Origin of the sequence: Aeromonas molluscorum 848, assembly GCF_000388115.1 — a bacterium.
GTDB classification, from domain to species: Bacteria; Pseudomonadota; Gammaproteobacteria; order Enterobacterales; family Aeromonadaceae; genus Aeromonas; species Aeromonas molluscorum.
Window position 1 is genome coordinate 1 of the sequence record NZ_AQGQ01000083.1, and the last position, 16987, is coordinate 16987.

Annotated in this window: 13 protein-coding genes, 2 tRNA genes and 3 pseudogenes; 11 read left to right on the forward strand and 7 right to left on the reverse strand. The window is 58.3% G+C overall.

What is annotated here, in order from left to right; genetic code table 11:
• The 5 genes and pseudogenes from G113_RS12070 to G113_RS12090 form a co-directional block, all read right to left on the reverse strand.
• Positions 1–314 (reverse strand): annotated as a pseudogene (locus G113_RS12070) (ABC transporter permease); the annotation flags it as partial.
• 1 nt (position 315) lies between these two features.
• Positions 316–1299: an ABC transporter permease gene (locus G113_RS12075; protein WP_005902490.1), complete on the reverse strand. Its 984-nt coding sequence runs from the start codon at positions 1297–1299 to the stop codon at positions 316–318.
• Between the two features lie 117 nt (positions 1300–1416).
• Positions 1417–3102: an ABC transporter substrate-binding protein gene (locus G113_RS12080; protein ID WP_005902491.1), complete on the reverse strand. Its 1686-nt coding sequence runs from the start codon at positions 3100–3102 to the stop codon at positions 1417–1419.
• 1234 nt (positions 3103–4336) lie between these two features.
• On the reverse strand, positions 4337–6016 hold the full coding sequence (locus G113_RS12085) for an ABC transporter substrate-binding protein (RefSeq protein ID WP_005902492.1): 1680 nt from the start codon (positions 6014–6016) through the stop codon (positions 4337–4339).
• A gap of 888 nt (positions 6017–6904) precedes the next feature.
• Positions 6905–10342: an ATP-binding protein gene (locus G113_RS12090; RefSeq protein ID WP_005902494.1), complete on the reverse strand. Its 3438-nt coding sequence runs from the start codon at positions 10340–10342 to the stop codon at positions 6905–6907.
• Positions 10343–10592: 250 nt separating this feature from the next.
• Here G113_RS12090 and G113_RS12095 point away from each other — a divergent pair.
• Together G113_RS12095 and G113_RS12100 are read left to right on the forward strand one after the other, a co-directional pair.
• Positions 10593–10668 (forward strand) — tRNA-Gly (locus G113_RS12095).
• A gap of 60 nt (positions 10669–10728) precedes the next feature.
• Positions 10729–10802, forward strand: a tRNA-Cys gene (locus tag G113_RS12100).
• 13 nt (positions 10803–10815) lie between these two features.
• Here the strand turns inward: G113_RS12100 and G113_RS12105 are convergent.
• The gene (locus G113_RS12105) at positions 10816–11100 is read right to left on the reverse strand and encodes a hypothetical protein (protein ID WP_005902495.1); all 285 of its coding nucleotides are present in this window, start codon (positions 11098–11100) and stop codon (positions 10816–10818) included.
• Between the two features lie 210 nt (positions 11101–11310).
• Between G113_RS12105 and G113_RS12110 the strand changes: the two genes are divergently transcribed.
• The 8 genes and pseudogenes from G113_RS12110 to G113_RS12140 all read left to right on the forward strand — a co-directional run bounded on the left by G113_RS12110 (position 11311) and on the right by G113_RS12140 (position 15741).
• Positions 11311–11511: a YbfA family protein gene (locus tag G113_RS12110; RefSeq protein ID WP_005902496.1), complete on the forward strand. Its 201-nt coding sequence runs from the start codon at positions 11311–11313 to the stop codon at positions 11509–11511.
• A 224-nt stretch (positions 11512–11735) separates the two neighbouring features.
• Positions 11736–11993, forward strand: coding sequence for a BufA1 family periplasmic bufferin-type metallophore (locus G113_RS12115; protein ID WP_005902497.1), 258 nt, complete (start codon positions 11736–11738; stop codon positions 11991–11993).
• Positions 11994–12059: 66 nt separating this feature from the next.
• Positions 12060–12902, forward strand: a complete 843-nt coding sequence (bufB, locus tag G113_RS12120) for an MNIO family bufferin maturase (protein WP_005902498.1) — start codon at positions 12060–12062, stop codon at positions 12900–12902.
• The gene (locus G113_RS12125; RefSeq protein WP_005902500.1) at positions 12895–13695 is read left to right on the forward strand and encodes an HvfC/BufC N-terminal domain-containing protein; all 801 of its coding nucleotides are present in this window, start codon (positions 12895–12897) and stop codon (positions 13693–13695) included. Before bufB ends, G113_RS12125 begins: the two co-directional genes overlap by 8 nt.
• A 22-nt stretch (positions 13696–13717) precedes the next feature.
• Entirely contained in the window at positions 13718–14155 is a 438-nt protein-coding gene (locus G113_RS12130) for a DoxX family protein (protein WP_005902502.1), read from the forward strand.
• A 139-nt stretch (positions 14156–14294) separates the two neighbouring features.
• Positions 14295–15094, forward strand: a pseudogene (locus G113_RS12135) (D-2-hydroxyacid dehydrogenase family protein); the annotation flags it as partial.
• A gap of 18 nt (positions 15095–15112) precedes the next feature.
• Positions 15113–15277, forward strand: coding sequence for a hypothetical protein (locus tag G113_RS21810; RefSeq protein WP_005902506.1), 165 nt, complete (start codon positions 15113–15115; stop codon positions 15275–15277).
• Positions 15274–15741, forward strand: coding sequence for a GNAT family N-acetyltransferase (locus G113_RS12140; RefSeq protein ID WP_005902508.1), 468 nt, complete (start codon positions 15274–15276; stop codon positions 15739–15741). Before G113_RS21810 ends, G113_RS12140 begins: the two co-directional genes overlap by 4 nt.
• Here G113_RS12140 and G113_RS12145 read toward each other — a convergent pair.
• Positions 15738–16286: a cytochrome b gene (locus G113_RS12145; RefSeq protein WP_005902510.1), complete on the reverse strand. Its 549-nt coding sequence runs from the start codon at positions 16284–16286 to the stop codon at positions 15738–15740. The two genes, G113_RS12140 and G113_RS12145, sit on opposite strands and share 4 nt — an antisense overlap.
• Positions 16287–16541: 255 nt before the next feature.
• Between G113_RS12145 and G113_RS12150 the strand changes: the two are divergent.
• Positions 16542–16987, forward strand: a pseudogene (locus G113_RS12150) (DUF3332 domain-containing protein); the annotation flags it as partial.

The following is a 16987-nucleotide window of genomic DNA, read 5'->3' on the forward strand; positions in this document are numbered from 1 at the left end:
CCGCCGAAGTAACCGGCGGTGATGCCGATGCCGATGGCCAGGGCGCAGACCAGCAGGCCAGCCCCGAAGCCCACCATCAGCGAGATGCGGGCGCCATTGGTGAACTGGGCCCAGATATCGTGTCCCATGCGGGTGCTGCCCATCACGTATTCGGCACTGGGCGGCTGGTGGGGACGGGCAACCCGCTTGGTCGGTTCATTGCTGGCGAGCAGCGGAGCAAACACGGCCATCAACACGAAGGAGACGACGATGGCCAGACCGAAGGCGGCCTTTTTGTTGCCCAGTAAAATCTTGAGGATGGTAGGCATACGCATCTTATTTACCTCCGGTACGCAGACGGGGATCCAGGAAGACGTAGAGCATGTCGGCCAGGAAGTTAAAACTGAGCATGGTGATGGTCATGATGAGCAGCTGCCCCTGAATGAGCGGGTAGTCGCGCGCCAGTATGCCCTGGTACAGGGTCAGGCCCAGGCCCGGGTAGTTGAAGATGACTTCGGTGATGAGGGAGCCGCCGATGACGAAACCCAGTGCCATGGAGAGCGCGGTGACGCTCGGCAAGATGGCATTGCGGGCGCCGTAGTTGAAGATGACCCGTCTGTTGGAGAGCCCCTTGGCCTTGGCCATGGTGATGTAGTCTTCCCCCAAGAGGTTAATCATGTTGTTGCGCATGGTGATGAGGAAGCCCCCCACCTGCACGATGGCCAGGGTGCCGACCGGCATGATGGCGTGCAGCATGATGCTCTTGATGTGTTCCCAGCCAAAGTCAGCCTTGATCTCGGGGCTGTAGGCATAGCCGATGGGCAGCCACTCCAGACTGACCCCGAACAGGAACAGGGCGAGCAGGGAGACCACCACGGGGGGGATGGCCTGCATCACCAGGGTGAGTGGCGAGAGGATGCTGTCCATGCGGCCACCCCGGTACCAGGCGGCGAAGATGCCGACGATGGAGCCGAAGGAGAAGCTGATGATGGTCGAGGTGCCCACCAGGAACAGGGTCCAGCCGATGGCGCGACCCAGTACGTCGGCAACCTGCTGCGGGTAGCAACGCACCGAGGTGCCGAGATCCCAGGTGAAGACGCTCTTCACATAGGTCAGAAATTGAGTGCCAATCGGACCATCTACAAAGCCGAAGGTGGCCTTGAGTGCCTCGAGGGCTGCGGGTTCCATCATGGCGCCGGCCCGGGCAAACATGACGGAGACGGGATCCCCTGGCATGGCTCTGGGTAGCAGGAAGTTAATGGTGGCGGCCACCAGGAAGGCGACCAGATAGAAGGAGAAACGTCTTAGTATAAATCCCATGATGATACCTTTTACTGCAAGTCCGCCCCGCACCGGGCATAGCTACCCCAACCCCGGCAGATCCGGGAGATGAGTAGGCGGCGGGGAAGAAGGCCCCCCGCAGGGGGCCAGGAGGATTTAGCTGTTCGGCTTGAGGGACAGCACGTGCAGCAGACGCTCAGGCGTATCCGGGTGGAGCTGCGGCTTGGCGACTGGGTTGTCGGCGCTGAACCAGCCATGGAAACGCTTGGTGCTGTACTCATACCAGGTCGGGTTATTGAACACCGGGATGATGGTCTGGTTGGCACCGACACGTTCCTGAATGGCGAACATGATCTCTTTTTGCTTGGCAGCATCGGCAGTCTGGGTGAAGTCATCGATCAACTTGTCCAGCGCCGGGTCCTTGTAGCGGTTGGCCGCGAAGCGGTTGCCACGCTCACCCATGTTGCGCGAATGGAATGCGGTCTCGAAGTACTTGTGCGGGTTGGCACCGGCAAAGTAACCCTGCAGGGCGACATCGAAGTCACCGGTGACCAGGGCGTCTGTCCAGACGGTCGCTTCCGGGGTGGAGGTCTTGGCGTTCAGACCCAGAGCCTGCAAGCCTTCGACGCCGATCTGGACGGTGTTGACCCAGTCGGTCCAGCCGTTGGGCACCAGTACCTTGAACTCGATCTTCTTACAGGTCGGAGTATCGAGGAACTTGTCGCCGTCACAGTCTTTGTAGCCCGCTTCCTTGAGCAGAGCCTTGGCCCCTTCGACATCAAACTTGCTGTACTTGCCATATTTCTTCTCGACGTCCGGGTTGTCCCAGGACGCGAAGGCCTTGCCCAAACCTGACGGATAGTCGTTGACGGTCGGGTAGCCATAACCGGCGATGTCCACCATGGACTGGCGATCCATGACCATGGAGAAGGCGCGACGGAAGTTGATGTCGTTGAAGGCTTCGTGGTTGCCCGGGTTTTTGCTCTGGAAGTTGACGTTGAACGCCACTGTGCCGGAGGCCGGGAACCAGTACTTGTTGTTCTTGGGATCGTTGCCGACGTAGAGGCGCTCGATGTCCGGCACAAAGGAGCCGAACCAGTCCACATCGCCCTTCATGACGGCGGCCAGCACCTGGTCATTGGTGGCCATCTGCGGCATGCGGATACAGTCGATGGCGAGGTTGGCATTATCCCAGTAGTGCGGGTTGCGGCACTGGGTATAGAGCTGGGCGGAGAAGTTGTCCACTTCGGTGAAGGGACCAGTTCCGACCGGCTTGTCGTTGGTGAAGGCAACCGGATCCTTGACGGACTTCCACTGGTGCTCAGGCACTATGGGGATCAGCACCAGATCGTTGACCACGTTGGTGTTGACTTCGGTCAGGTCGAACTTGATCTTGTGGTCACCCAGCTTCTCGATGCTCTTGATCTGGGTCCAGATAGAGCGTTCATCCAGCGCCTTGTTGGCTTTGACCAGATTGAAGGAGAAGATGATGTCGTCGGCGGTGAAGGCTTCACCATCGGACCACTTGACCCCGTCGCGCAGGTCGAAGGTGACGGACTTCAGGTCATCGCTGAATGCATAGTTGGTGGCCAGACGATAGACGGGTTTGCCCCCTTGCATATCGTTGAAGATAACCAGTGGCTCATAGATGAAATGACGGGTGGTGTGCAGCAGACCTGCCTGCAGGAAGGGGTTGAAGTTCTTGACCCAGGCGGTCTCCTGCTGGGCGACCATGGTCAGAACAGTCTTGTTCTCGGCGGCCATGGCACTGCTGGTGGCGCCAGCAATCATCAGGGTTCCCAGCATGACTGAGGTAGCTATTTTGGATACTTTGGCAAGCATATGTTTTCCTTTCTTATTGGTCTTCCATATTTTGGAATGGAGCACCGACATCGCATGCTATGCATATCGGCCCTCTGTGTTGGGCAGGTTTTGCACCCTTGTCTTTATCTAATCCAACGCCCCTAGCAAAGCAGAGTTAACAGAAGAACAACAAGGTCTGATTTCGTCGATTTCGTAAAAACCCAGACCCTTTCGTCATTCTCGTCAAATTAAATTTCAAACCCTTTAAAATTATATAGTTACATTTATTTACGCCAAATATAAAGTTAGCGTTCAAATGGGGTAGAAGCCGAATGTGTGAACTCGATCGCCCCAGATTTTTCCGCTGCCTTCGAGGCTTTTTTTTACATTTGAAACAAGCTGGGAAAGTGCCATTCAGGACGTGATCCCACGCACGTCATCGACCATTTCGCTGAGATTTTCATGAGTCTTTCATCGTGAGGGGACAGGACAGTCGCAGCATGCCTGTTCTGTTCTGTTCTGTTCTGGGCGGGTCGCGGCGCTGGCATTGCCTCGTTCGATGCAGTCTTGCAGGATTGGGTTGCTCGGACGAGCTAATCCGTGGGAGGGCGGCTTGTCACTTCGATGGTGGGCAAGGGATGCAGGGTCTATCTAGTCAGACAAGCGGCAGGCCTGTCGGCGCGTTCATAGGCTGAGTCCCGCCTTATTCGCAGACCCCATTGGCAGAATGGCTGATGGCCCATCCTTGAGATGCAAGGCTTGGATGTCCAGAGCCAGAGCCAATGCCAATGTTAGTGCCCAGGAGCCAGGCCTCTCCTGGCAGCTGAGATGGCGGAGCTCTCTTTGCTGCTCACCGGCAAGGGCGCGGCAGATGGCGGTTCGGACAGCGTGGCTGCGCTCGTGTTCCCAAGAGGGCGCGATAGCTCACTGCCATCGGCAGGCTGTTACCGGCACCGATTTTTCGCCCTTCTTTTCGCCCTTGCTTATATGAGGGCTGCGTGATGGGTCGGCTTGTACGCCTTGTCATCGTGCTCTGGCAGCGTAACCCCCTGGGGCTTATTCGCTCGGCTCTGCCCTGATAGCTGAAAAGGCAAAGGGAGCTTAGCGTCGCAAGTCCTGTTCGCCTGGCCTGCCGAGTCCGGCAGCAATCAAGCTCGCAGCGGGCAAGCCTGTTGGCGCACGGAGTGACCTGGATAGGGCGCTTGGCTCAAGGGATGGGGGAAATAGAAACGGGCCCCGAGGGGCCCGTATTGTCAAGATGCGAGTGGCTCTCTTAGACGTTGGGTTTGAGGGAGAGCACGTGCAGCAGGCGCTCAGGAGTATTGCTGTGTACCTGGGGTTTGGCGACCGGGTTGTCGGCGTTGAACCAGCCATGGAAACGCTTGGTGTTGTACTCGTACCAGGTCGGGTTGTTGTAGACAGGAATGATGGTCTGGTTGGCACCGACTCGCTCCTGGATCTCGTTCATGAGGCGTTTCTGCTTGGCCAGATCCGCGGTCTGGCTGAAACCGTCAATCAGTTTGTCCAGGGCGGGATCCTTGTAGCGGGGGGCCGCGAAGCGGTTACCGCGTTCACCCATGTTCCGCGAGTGGAAGGCAGTCTCGAAGTAGTTCTGTGGGTTGGCACCGGTCAGGTAGCCTTGCAGGGCAACGTCGAAATCACCCGTGACCAGATTGTCGGTCCAGACTGCCGCTTCTGGAGTGGAGGTCTTGGCATCGATCCCCAGGGCCTTGAGCCCCTCTACCCCGATCTGGACGGTGTTGACCCAGTCGGTCCAGCCGTTCGGCACTATGATTTTGAACGCAATTTTCTTGCAGCTCGGGGTATCGAGGAATTTGTCGCCGTCACAGTCCTTGTAGCCGGCTTCCTTGAGCAGTGCCTGAGCGGCCGCCATGTCGAACTTGTTGAACTTGCCAAACTTCTGATCGACATCCGGGTTGTTCCAGCTGTCGAACAGCTTGCCAAGGCCGGACGGATATTCGTTGATGGTGGGATAACCGTAGCCGGCGATGTCCACCATGGATTGTCTGTCCATCGCCATGGAGAAGGCGCGGCGGAAGTTGACATCGTTGAAGGCTTCGTGATTGCCCGGGTTCTTGGTCTGGAAGTTGACGTTGAAGGCCACTGTGCCCGAGGCGGGGAACCAGTACTTGTTGTGCTTGGGATCGTTGCCGACATAGAGGCGCTCTATGTCCGGCACGAAGGAGCCGAACCAGTCCACATCGCCCTTCATGACGGCGGCCAGCACCTGGTCATTGGTGGCCATCTGCGGCATGCGGATGCAGTCGATGGCGAGATTGGCATTATCCCAGTAGTGCGGGTTGCGGCACTGGGTATAGAGCTGGGCGGAGAAGTTGTCGACCTGAGTGAAGGGGCCTGTCCCGACGGGCTGATCGTTGGTGAAGGAGACGGGGTCCTTGACCGATTTCCATTGATGCTCAGGTACCAGCGGCACCAGCGCTATCTGGTTAACCACGCCGGTATTGACCCCAGCCAGCTTGAATTTGACCTTGTATTGGTCCAGCTTCTCGACCCCGGTGATCTGGGTCCAGATGGCCCGTTCGTCCAGTGCCTTGTGAGCCTTGACCAGATTGAAGGAGAAGATAACGTCATCGGCATCGAAGCCTTCGCCATCGGACCATTTGACTCCCTGACGCAGATCGAAGGTGACCGATTTCAGGTCTTTGCCAAATTCATAGTGGGTAGCGAGCCGGTACTCGGGTCTGCCTCCCTGCAATTCGTTGAAAATAACCAGGGGCTCATAGATGAACTCCTTGGTGGTGTGCAGCAGACCGGCCTGCAGGAAGGGGTTGAAGTTTTTAACCCAAGCTGTTTCCTGTTGGGCGACCAGGGTCAGCACAGTTTTGTTGTCGGCGGCATTGGCGGCCCCGGCAGAGAGCATCAGGCTCCCCAGCATGCAGGCGGCGGCGACCCGGGATACTTTGGCAAGCATATTGTTTCCTTGTTATATGGACGTCCCTGTTGATCTTGTTGAGGGGCGCATCGCTGGCGCTCAACCTCATGTCTGGGTCTGTATGACCCCCCTTAGCTAAGCAGGTTTAACAAGAAATAAACATTTAATCCTTACGTTGATATCGTAAAAATCCCCGTCCCGACGTTGAAAACGTCAATATCATGAATTAATGATTTAAAATCATGTAATTAAGTTATTTGTGTTCGCGCAAAAAGTACTAATAAAACCCTTTATTTGACGATAATGTGACGAAGATCTGGTCGGTTTTTATCCTCTATTTGAGCTCTTTGTTCTCTTGAAGAAAAAACCTGATGCGGTAGTTGGGCTTCTCTCCTTCAGCGGGGAGGGCCGGCTAGAAAAATGCCGTCGCCATCTTCTGGCCTGGAGGCTCGGCCCCTGACTGGGGGAGGCCCATGAGTGGGGATTAACCTGGGCACGGACTCCCGGCGCTGACCCGGGATCACCTATCGACGAGGTGCCTTCAGGCGGGGGGCGCAGCCAGGCCCACTCTGACCCAAGACATCTCACCTGCGCTGATCTATGGCTGAGGCTGGTGATGTGCATCTGGCGTGATGGACGCTGCAAATGGACCCGTGCTGTTGACAGAGAAGGAGCTTGGAAGAGGGGGAAAGGGTAAAAGTGCTGCCAGGATGAAAGCCATCGGCTGCCGGGGGAGATATAGCCACTCATGGCGGCCAGAGGCAATGCAAAAAAGTGTCAATAGCGAGGGGGCAACCAGCCGGCCCCGGACTTGGTGTTGCGAAGCTGGCGCAGGCATTGAGAGGCGTGCTCAGCCCTTCAGTGCCTGCCCCACCGGGCACCGCGAGGAGCCTGCTCAGTGCCCGCTGGGCTACCAGAACCTGAGGGTCAGCTCTTGCGGTTGGCGAGCTGGCGCAGTAGCTGGGCGCTCTGGTGCAGGCTCTGTTGCTGGGCCTCGCTCAGGGGGCACTGCTTGATCACATACTCGGCTGTGGCGACCACCGTCTTCCAGCGTGGCGCCTTGGGCAAGGTATCCAGGCTCAAATACTTGTCCAGCGTGCGGGTCTGGGGACTGGACCTGTCCATGTAGACTCGCCACAGCTTGCTCTTCTCCGCCAACACTATCTTGCCCTTGCCGGTGCTGTGCTGCCAGGCATCGAGGGAGAGGCGCATGGTGTCGACCAGGGCGTGGCGCAGGGGGTCATCATCTTGCTGGCGGATCAGATTGTCGGCCAGGGAACGGAACTCGCCACCGAGCCGACTCAGCTCTCCGAGCAGGTGCTCATCTTCGATGATGGCTTGGCGTGACAGGCTCTTGAGGGCATTTTCCAGGGCCGCGACTCTGTGTTCGTCCGGCGCGCTCTGGCTGCAGATGAGGGCGTAGGCTAGACAATCGTTGAGCTGGATAGGCAGGGCGCGCACCAGGGTGAGTTCACTCTGGCCCGCCACGCAAAACTGCAGGCTCTGCTCGCCATGGTTGGCCATATCCGGCCACTGGGTATGCAGGGGCTGGCTCAGCCACTCGTCGAGGGCCTGGCCCTCCATGGCCTCCGGCTCCTGACCGAGGCGGGTGGCCAGGGCGCGGCTGGCAAAGAGCACTCTGCCCTGTTGGTCGATGAACACCATGGCATCTCCCCCCTCGCTGATGAGGGCAAGCAGGCGTTGCTGATCCTGACGCAGGCTCTCCTGTAGATTCAGTCTGTGTTCTATCTCCTGTTTGAGCAGTCGGTTTTCAACCAGGGTTGCACGGCCTTGCTTGGCCTCGAGCAGCGCTCGTACCCGGGCGAACAGCTCTTCCTTGCAGAACGGTTTGACCAGATAGTCGTTGGCGCCCGCATTGAAGCCCTCTTCGATATCCTTGGGCTGGTTGAGGGCCGTGAGCAGCAGCACCGGCAATTGATCCTTGGGGCTCTTCTCGCGCAAACGGCGACAGACATCGAACCCTGACAGGGTTGGCATCATCACATCGAGCAGTACCAGATCCACCGGCTCGGTGGCGAGTTTGGCCAGGGCATCATGGCCATCGCTGCTCGGCAGTATCCGATAGCCACAAGGTTGCAGCAGGTGGCGCAAGATGTGCAGGTTGATGGGTTCGTCATCCACGACCAGCAACAGAGGCACATCCGGTGGCGGCGGGGGCAGATCCTCACTCTCCCATTCGGGCAGATTCAGGGGGACATGGCGCACCAGCGCATGATCTTTGGGGCGCAGTTCGCTGGGGCCGGGCAGGGCATTGTGATGAGAGAGCGGCAGGCTGAAGCAGAAAGTGGAGCCGACACTCGGCTCGCTCTGCACCGTAAGCCGGCCGCCCATCAGCTCGATCAGCTGGCGGGTGATGGAGAGCCCCAGCCCCGCCCCCTGCTTGCCCGCTTCATGACTCATCTGCACCAGGGGCTCAAAGATGTGCTCCAGATTCTCTTGCGCGATGCCGATGCCGGTATCCGTGACCTTGATCCAGAGGAAGTGTTCATCCTGGCTGACACTGAGCACGACTTTTCCCTGAGGGGTGTATTTGATGGCGTTGCCGACCAGGTTGTAGAGCACCTGTTCGAGCCGTTGCTCGTCTGCAAGCACGGGAGGGAGTTCCTGTGGCGTGATGTCGACCAGAGTCAGCGGCTTGGCCTGTACCAGATGCTGGCAGAGATCCAGCACCAGGCGCACCACGCCCTTGGCGTTGACGGACTGGGAGTGGATCTCCAGCTGGCCGTAGCGCATCTGATGGTAATCGAGCAGATCATCCACCAGTCGCGCCAGTCCATCGGCACTCTTGATGATGAGCCCAAGCTGTTGTTGCTGACCCTCGGTCAACTGCTGCTGACCGGCCAGCATGGCTTCCGCCATCCCCTTGATGCCATGGATGGGGGTGCGCAGTTCGTGGGAGGTGTTGGCGAGCAGTTCGTCTTTGAGTTTGTCGGCCTGCTGCAGGCTGAGGTTCTGCTTGTGGGTCAGCTTGACCTGCTGTTGCAGCTCCTGAGTCTGGCGTTCAATCAAGTCAATCTTGTCCTTCACCGAGCGCTGCATATGGCGAAACGCCTGGGCGAGGCGGTCTATGTCATCTTCGGTGCGAGGAATGGCGATGGGGTGATCCAGGGCGCCATCCGCCACCTGTTCGGCGGCGGCAGTGAGGGATCGCAGTGGCGCTGTGATGGAGTTGGACAGCCAGCGGGAGAAGAGAATGAGCAACACTAGGGATCCGAACCCGAGCAGCACAGAGAGCGTCTCCAGCTTGCGGATGGGGTCATAGGCTTCCCGGGTCGATATCTCGGCGATAAAGGCCCACTCGGTATCATACACCTTGACCTGGGTGTAGGCGGCCAGCACCTCGTCCCGTTGATAGGATTCGAAGAGCCCGACGCCCTGCTCACCGGAGAGCGCCTTGAGGATAAGGGGGGTCTCCAGGGGGCGGAAATCGGGGGAGAAGCTCTTCTCTACGCTGAATTCCGGTGCCAGCCAGGCATTGGCACGCATCCGTTTATCCGGGCCTATGAGAATGGTCTCGCCGGTTTCCCCCAGCCCTTCACGCTCCCCCATGATCTCGTTGAGCTTGTCCGGACGCAGCTCGAAGACAACCACACCACGCACATAGTCATACTGCATCACGGGAGCCGCCAGGTAAGCGACCACTTCACCGGTCAGCTCGTTGCGGCTAAAGTCGGTGAACTCGAAAATCGTCTGGGGTGATTCACCGCTGTCCAGTCGGCGCTTGATGCGGGTGAAGGTGTCACCCAAGCCGCTCGACTGGTAGGGGCCGGAGAGCAAATTGGTCGCGAAGTTGGCTCGCTTGGTGACCGAATAGACGACATCCCCATTGATGTCTATGAGGAAGATGTCGCTGTAGTTGGACTTGCGCACCATGTCGGCATAGCCGCGATGAAACCGCTGATGGACTCGGCCGTACATCTCGTCCGCCAGAATAAGGGCGCTGATGGAGGGCTCTATGTCACTGTTTTGGGGATCGGGTTTACGCAGTTGATCCCAGGAGCCGGTGATGTAGCGATTATGGGCCCGCAGGCGCGCTTCTTGAGGGGTAGTACCCAGTTTTTCGAAGGCCCCGGTGAAGCCATAGAAGCGGCCGATACTGTTACCGGCAAAATCCTGCTGGGAGAAGCCCAGCACCTGAGCCTTGAGGTTGGCGAAATAGTCTTCCAGCTGGTTTTTCTTGATGTTGCGGACCGAGACCAGATGGTTCGAGGTCTGGGCGGTGAGATCCTTGCCGTGGGTGTGAAGGAAGAAGAGGGCGACCACCAGAAAGGGCACCATGCCCAGCATGAAAAACGCGAGCATCAGTTGTGTTTTGAGTCCGCGCGCCTTGAAGATCCATTTCATCGTATGAGGTTCTATTGAGAATCCAATTAGTAACTTGGTCAGTTTCGGGCCAAAGGCGTTGTATTTCAATGGCTTTATCCTAAATTCGCCTGCCGGGTCACAGCGGGACGTGCTTTTTTTACCCAAAGCGAATAAAGCCTGAGCAAACGGTCGTGCTCCTGGCCTTGAGGCGTAAAAAAGGGTTGTGCTGCCTGCGGGGGTACGTATAATGCGGCTCGTTGTCAGGCAAGACCGGACAGCATGAGTTCAGGCGGGAATAGCTCAGTTGGTAGAGCACGACCTTGCCAAGGTCGGGGTCGCGAGTTCGAGTCTCGTTTCCCGCTCCAAATTATCCCATCGACACCAACGATGAGATGTCAGTAACAAAATTCATGTATTGACCCTGTGGCGCGTTAGCAAAGCGGTTATGCAGCGGATTGCAAATCCGTTTAGTCCGGTTCGACTCCGGAACGTGCCTCCATTACTTCCCTCGCTTACCCCTGTTCCAACGCCGAGTCACATCGCTGTGACAACCACTGCGTATCCAGATATCTCCTCAATTCGACCATATCCTGCCGTTGCATGGGCGAACCCTGCGTCCTGATTTCATCCAGATCTGCCATGCGTTGCTTGAGCAAACCACACTGCCACAGACTAGCAGTGGGAACCCCCTTGTCATCGAAGGCGATTCTGTCATTGATATTGCTGCGCCACTCCTGCCATTCGTTTTGGGCGAACAGGCCGAGCAGGCCTATGAGCATCAGGTTGCCAATCTTCATTCCTCATCCCTCCTCTCGCGTCTGCTTTAACTCTGGTCAAGGGTTGCCTCTTGGGCAAATATTGTTGTCGCTTAGTTAAAAAACGTAATTTAATTTCATTAACACCATTGAATACGGAGTTGCGTGACCGCATGAGGATAAATGGTGTAGTAATTCAACAGTTCGTGGCGTAAGCTCTGTTTAGTGGTCTTACCAGTGAGGCGTTCAATCATGTTCCATCCCTTCTCCCTGACTCGCATCATCCTGCGTCGCACCTTGGTGCTCCTGGCTGGCGTGCTGGCGTTTCCCATCATGTTGTTTCGCCGCGATCGCGCGCGTTTTTACAGCTATCTGCACAGAGTCTGGAGCAAGACCAGTACCAAACCGGTCTGGCTGAAGATGAGTGAACGGGGCGATCGTATCTTCTACTGATGGGATAACTCCTCGGCAAGAAAACAAAAAGGCAGCAGCGGCTGCCTTTTTTTATTTTTCATTTAAAACAGAACCTTGTTTACTGTTAAGTGGATTTTTCTCCATTGGCTTTACATTTTTTCTGACATTCCCTGAAAGATTAGTGGGAGGAGGCCGGTTCTATTTACTGACCCGCGCCGCGGTTCATTCAACCCCGACGGCCTCTTTTCAGAAGGAATATGAACATGAAGAAATCGATCGCTCTTGCTTCTGCCATGACTGGCCTGCTGGCCCTGGGCACCCAGTTTATCGCAACCCCTGCCATGGCTGCCGACGAGAAAGAGAAGTGCTTCGGTGTGGTCAAGGCTGGCCAGAATGACTGCGCGACCAAGACCAGCTCCTGCGCCGGGACCGCCAAGGCTGATGCGGCGGGTGATGCCTTCGTGGTCGTGCCAAAAGGGCTGTGCGAAAAGCTGGCCGGTGGAAGCCTGCAGCCGAAGTAAGCACTCATGGGGCGGCGCTGTTCACTCGTCGCCCCTTCCTCCTTGTATGCAAGGGAGACAGGGTTAATGCACTCCTCCATCGGAATTGGCCTGCGCCCCCCTCACTACCAGACTCTGCTGGCAGAACGCCCCGATATTGGCTGGCTGGAAGTTCACAGCGAAAACTATTTTGAGCCCCACAGCCGGGCTTTTCATGTACTCAACCAGTTGGCCGAGCACTACCCCATCAGTCTGCATGGCGTCGGCATGTCCCTGGGCTCGAGCGATCCCCTCGATGAGGTCCATCTTGCCCGGTTGCGGGCCCTGGTCACGGCAATCAAGCCTGTGCGGATCTCTGAGCATTTGAGCTGGGGCAGTGTGGATGGCCGTTACTTCAATGATCTGTTACCCATGCCCTACACCCGGGCAGCTTTGGCTCAGATGAGTGACAAGATAAAGGCGGTGCAGGATCAGCTGGGGCGCGAATTGCTGATCGAGAATCCCTCATCCTATCTGCAATTTGCAGAGGGTATGCCGGAGTGGGACTTCCTGGCACAACTGCAGCAGCACAGTGGCTGTGGCCTCTTGCTCGATCTCAACAACCTCTATGTCAGCGCCTCCAATCATGGCTTCAGTTGCATGGATTATCTGGCAGCCATCGACCTCGAGACGGTCAAAGAGATCCACCTGGCCGGCTTCACCGACAAGGCACTCGAACAGGGCCACCTTTACATAGATACCCACAGTTGCCCCGTGGTGGAACCCGTCTGGGCACTCTACCGCGCTATCTGCGCCAGGCGCAGCATACCGACCCTCGTTGAATGGGATCTCGAGATCCCGGCGCTCTCTGTGTTGATTGCCGAAGCCGACAAGGCCAGCCAGATAGCAGAGCTTGCCATGGCTCGGCGCCAGGAGAATCACCATGTCTGAGCAGGTTGACTATCCATCTGACTCAGGTTCTGTCGGGGCGCTGCAGCGGGAATTTGCCGCCAGTCTGCTCGGCGAGCCAAACGAGGTTGCGGCACATATCCAGCAAGGGCGTTTTCCTCCCGAGGCCTTGCTGCAGGTCTATCGCAACAATTTCATCCTCAGTCTCACCGACGTGCTCTCCATCAGTTATGCCGCGACCCAGGTCATGGTGGGGGAGGTTTTTTTCGCCGCTGCCGCCCGTGGTTTCATTCTGGCCAACCCGCCAGGAGAGGGCTGTGTGACCGGCTATGGCGCCGGTTTCGCCGACTGGCTCGGGGCGTTGCCGACCACGGCGCATCTGCCCTGGTTGGCAGAGTTGGCTCGTTTTGAGTGGCAGTTGGAACGCGCGAGCCTGTTGCCATTCGAGGATCGCCAGTGGCCGGCGCAAGCCCTGGCGGCGTTGGCGCCGGATGAGTGGGACAGGGTGCGTCTGCTGGTTGCCAGCAATCTTGTCTTGCTGTCGGTTAGCGCCGACGTGGTCGGCCTGTGGCGGATGGCATTGGCAGACGCCGAGACGCCCGCCCAGCCACTGCAGCCCGGTTGGCTCGCATTGCAAAAACAGCCTGACTTCAGCGTCATCCCATTGGCGCTTGACGAAGCGCAGTATCAATTGCTCCAGGCTTGCCGCCAGGGGATCCCCTTGGCAGAGCTCGATGGCGAGCTACCGCCTGGCGCCCTTTTGCCACAACTTGTCACGCAAGGCCTGTTGGTGTCATTTTCACTCGGCGCCGAGTCGGGCCCTGGCGCTCAATAGGAAAACAGAAAGGAATCATCGGATGGAACATCTCATTGTACGTGGTCAACAACTGGCCGAGCGCTGGCAGGGAGCCCTGTCGGGCTGGGTATTGTTGCTGGCGCGTCTCTGGGTCGCCCAGGCCTTTTTTCGTTCGGGCTGGCTCAAACTCAATGCCTGGGATTCGACCCTCTATCTGTTCGAGTTCGAATACCAGGTGCCGTTGCTGCCCTGGCAGTGGGCCGCTTATATGGGGACGGCCACCGAGTTGCTGATCCCCGTGCTTGTGCTCCTCGGCCTGCTGACCCGACCCGCCGCCTTGTTGCTGTTTGGCTTCAATATCATCGCCGTCATCTCTTATCCGACCCTGTGGCCGAGTGGTTTCTTCGATCACCAGTTATGGGGTTGGATGTTGCTGACCTTACTGGTGTGGGGTGCGGGTCCCTTCTCGCTGGATCGCTGGCTCACCAGGCATCGATGAGGCGGCAACCAACCGGAAGTCTCGCCTCTTTGGTGACTTGGGCCACCGGCGAGTCACATTGCCAAATGGAAATATTTTCATGCACCATGGTGCCGGTCATTGACCGGCATTTTTATGGGCGAGGGCCCGGGGAGCAGGGATGAAGATAGCCATACTGGACGACTATCAGGAGGCCGCGCGCGAGCTGGCCTGTTTTGCCAAGCTGGCAGACCATGAGGTGATACTGTTTCGGGCTCCAGCCCGAAGCGAGGCCGAGCAGGTTGAGCGGCTAGGTCCGTTCGATGCCCTGGTGCTGATCCGTGAGCGCAGTGAGATCGATGAACGCCTGCTTGCACAGCTGCCCCGGTTGCGGCTGATCAGCCAGACAGGCAAGGTCAGCCAGCATCTGGATCTGGCTGCCTGTAGTCGCCATGGGGTCCTGGTCGTGGAGGGAAATGGCTCACCGGTGGCGCCCAGCGAGCTGTGCTGGGCGCTCATATTGGCGGCGAGCCGTCAGTTGCCCGCCTATTGGCAGGGGCTGCAACAGGGGCGCTGGCAAGATAGCGGCAGCCTGGGGCTGGGTCGCTCTTTGGCGGGCCTGACTTTGGGGATCTGGGGGTTTGGCAAGATAGGACGCAGGGTTGCGGCTTTCGGTCAGGCCTTTGGCATGGAGGTGCTGGTGTGGGGCAGTGAGGCGTCCCGCGCCCAAGCCCGCAGCGCAGGTTATCGGGCGGCGCCGAGTCAAGCGGCGCTGTTTCTCGCGAGCGATGTGCTCAGCCTGCACCTGCGATTGTGCGAGGCCACCCGCCACTGCGTTACTGGTGCAGATCTGGCGCTGATGAAGCCCGATGCCCTCTTGGTCAACGTCAGCCGGGCGAACTGGTCGGCTCCGGTGCCTTGCTCTGTGCGCTCCGCGCCGGACGGCCCGGTTTTGCCGCTCTCGATGTGTTCGAGCGCGAGCCATCGAGCCAGGATCCCTTGCTCAGCCTGACCAATGTGATAGGCACACCCCACTTGGGCTATGTGACTCGCGACAGCTACGAGCTCTATCTGGGGCAGGCTTTTGACAACCTGCTCGCGTTTGCCGCGGGGGTGCCGGTCAACATGGCTAACCCCGGTTGTGGCTGGGAGACAAGAAAGTGAGGGTCCGTCAGGCCACTCTGGCCGACATCCCTGCATTGGTGGCGCTGCGCATGGCGCTCTTTGTCGAGCTGGGGGAAGCGTTGGGTGGGCAGGAGGAGGCGCTGCATCAGGCCAGCGTCGACTATTTCAGTCGCGCAATGGCCGAGGGCAGGCTCATCTCCTGGGTGGCCGAGGATGAAGAGGCGGCCGGCGGATTGCTGGCGGTGGGCAGCCTGACCCTGTTCGAGAGGCCCCCTTACCCCGGCAATCTGGCGGGCAGGGAAGCCTATCTGCTCAACATGTATACCAGACCGGCCTGGCGCAAGTGGGGGTTGGCTAGCCAGCTGCTTGATGCCATGACCGCCTATGCCGACCAGCGCGGGCTTGGCAAGCTCTGGCTCCATGCCAGCGATACCGGCCGCCCAATCTATGAGCGGGCCGGCTTCGTGGGTCATCCTGGTTATCTGGAACGGGAGCCGGGTTAGCTGCGTTTACCTGGCAGCATATTGGTCAGGGTGTTGTCCTTGAGCACATGGTGGTGATAGATAGCAGCCAGGGCATGCAGGCCTATCAGGAAGTAGCCCAGCGTTGCCAGTGTTTCGTGCCACTCCTTGATGGATCCCTTGAGTGCGTTATCTGCCGGGATCAGCGCAGGCAGAGAGAGGCCAAAGAAGGGGATGGGTTTGCCGCCGGCGCTGAGCAGCAACCACCCGAGCAGGGGGAGCGCTATCATGAGGCCGTAGAGTGCAAGATGGCCCAATTTGGCAAACTGTTGCTGCCATCTGGCGGGCGGCGGCGTAATGGCGGGGCGGCTAAACAGCAGGCGAGCCAGCAGCCGGATCCAGACCAGGGCGAATACCAGCAACCCCAGCATGAAGTGCCACTCCTTCATGGCATCACGCCCCTCACTGCCTTTGGGAAAGAGGTCCCGCAGCTCCATGGCGGCATAGACGGCGGCGATCAGTAACAACATGGCCCAGTGAAGCAGGATGGATATCCTGTGATAGCGTGGATTGACGGAGCTAGGCATAGGGAAGGGCATTTGCCCGCACAGTTTGCAAGGTTACGCCTCCTGGAGGCAGTAGAAAAGAGGGCAACCGGCTCTGCTTGAAACAAATACCCATCAGTGATTGAGCGTCATCCCCTGCCATTGTCGATTCATTGCGCGATCGCACCGCTAAACTGAACCCTGCCTGTACTGAACCCCCCTTGCCGATTGTGGCCATCTCCCCCCTTGTTTAGGCTGGCCGCCTTTTGATTATTCAAGATGGCGGACATGACGGATATGGCACAACAGACAGGCAAGAAGGTAGCATTGTCGCTGCTGCTGGCGATGGGCACCCTGGGGCTTGGCGGCTGCATGGGGCAGATGGGGCTCTCCTCCATGGTGACCAAAGGCAACCTCAAGGTGGTGGATAACCGTTATGGCCGCGCCGGTGTCTTCGTGCTGCTCTCTCCCGTCTATGGCCTGGCAGCGACAGCGGACCTCTTCATCTTCAATACGGTGGAGTTCTGGTCCGGTACCAACCCCATTACGGGCAAGTCTCCTGCGCTGGTCGACCATCAGGTGGATGCGGCCATCAAGGTGAACCAGCACCTGGATGGCGCCCTCAAGACAGTTCCCCTGGCGAGCCTGCCCAGCAGAGTGCGCAGCATGGACATTAGCTACCCGGATGCCGACAACGCCCTGATGGGAGCTGCACTATGAGGATGGCAGCCGCAGCACGATGC

Bases quoted from the DNA above. Each gene is read 5' to 3' on its own strand.
- G113_RS12075 (WP_005902490.1), bottom strand. From the start codon at position 1,299: ATGGGATTTATACTAAGACGTTTCTCCTTCTATCTGGTCGCCTTCCTG.
- G113_RS12080 (WP_005902491.1), bottom strand. From the start codon at position 3,102: ATGCTTGCCAAAGTATCCAAAATAGCTACCTCAGTCATGCTGGGAACC.
- G113_RS12085 (WP_005902492.1), bottom strand. From the start codon at position 6,016: ATGCTTGCCAAAGTATCCCGGGTCGCCGCCGCCTGCATGCTGGGGAGC.
- G113_RS12090 (WP_005902494.1), bottom strand. From the start codon at position 10,342: ATGAAATGGATCTTCAAGGCGCGCGGACTCAAAACACAACTGATGCTC.
- G113_RS12105 (WP_005902495.1), bottom strand. From the start codon at position 11,100: ATGAAGATTGGCAACCTGATGCTCATAGGCCTGCTCGGCCTGTTCGCC.
- G113_RS12110 (WP_005902496.1), top strand. From the start codon at position 11,311: ATGTTCCATCCCTTCTCCCTGACTCGCATCATCCTGCGTCGCACCTTG.
- G113_RS12115 (WP_005902497.1), top strand. From the start codon at position 11,736: ATGAAGAAATCGATCGCTCTTGCTTCTGCCATGACTGGCCTGCTGGCC.
- bufB (WP_005902498.1), top strand. From the start codon at position 12,060: ATGCACTCCTCCATCGGAATTGGCCTGCGCCCCCCTCACTACCAGACT.
- G113_RS12125 (WP_005902500.1), top strand. From the start codon at position 12,895: ATGTCTGAGCAGGTTGACTATCCATCTGACTCAGGTTCTGTCGGGGCG.
- G113_RS12130 (WP_005902502.1), top strand. From the start codon at position 13,718: ATGGAACATCTCATTGTACGTGGTCAACAACTGGCCGAGCGCTGGCAG.
- G113_RS12145 (WP_005902510.1), bottom strand. From the start codon at position 16,286: ATGCCTAGCTCCGTCAATCCACGCTATCACAGGATATCCATCCTGCTT.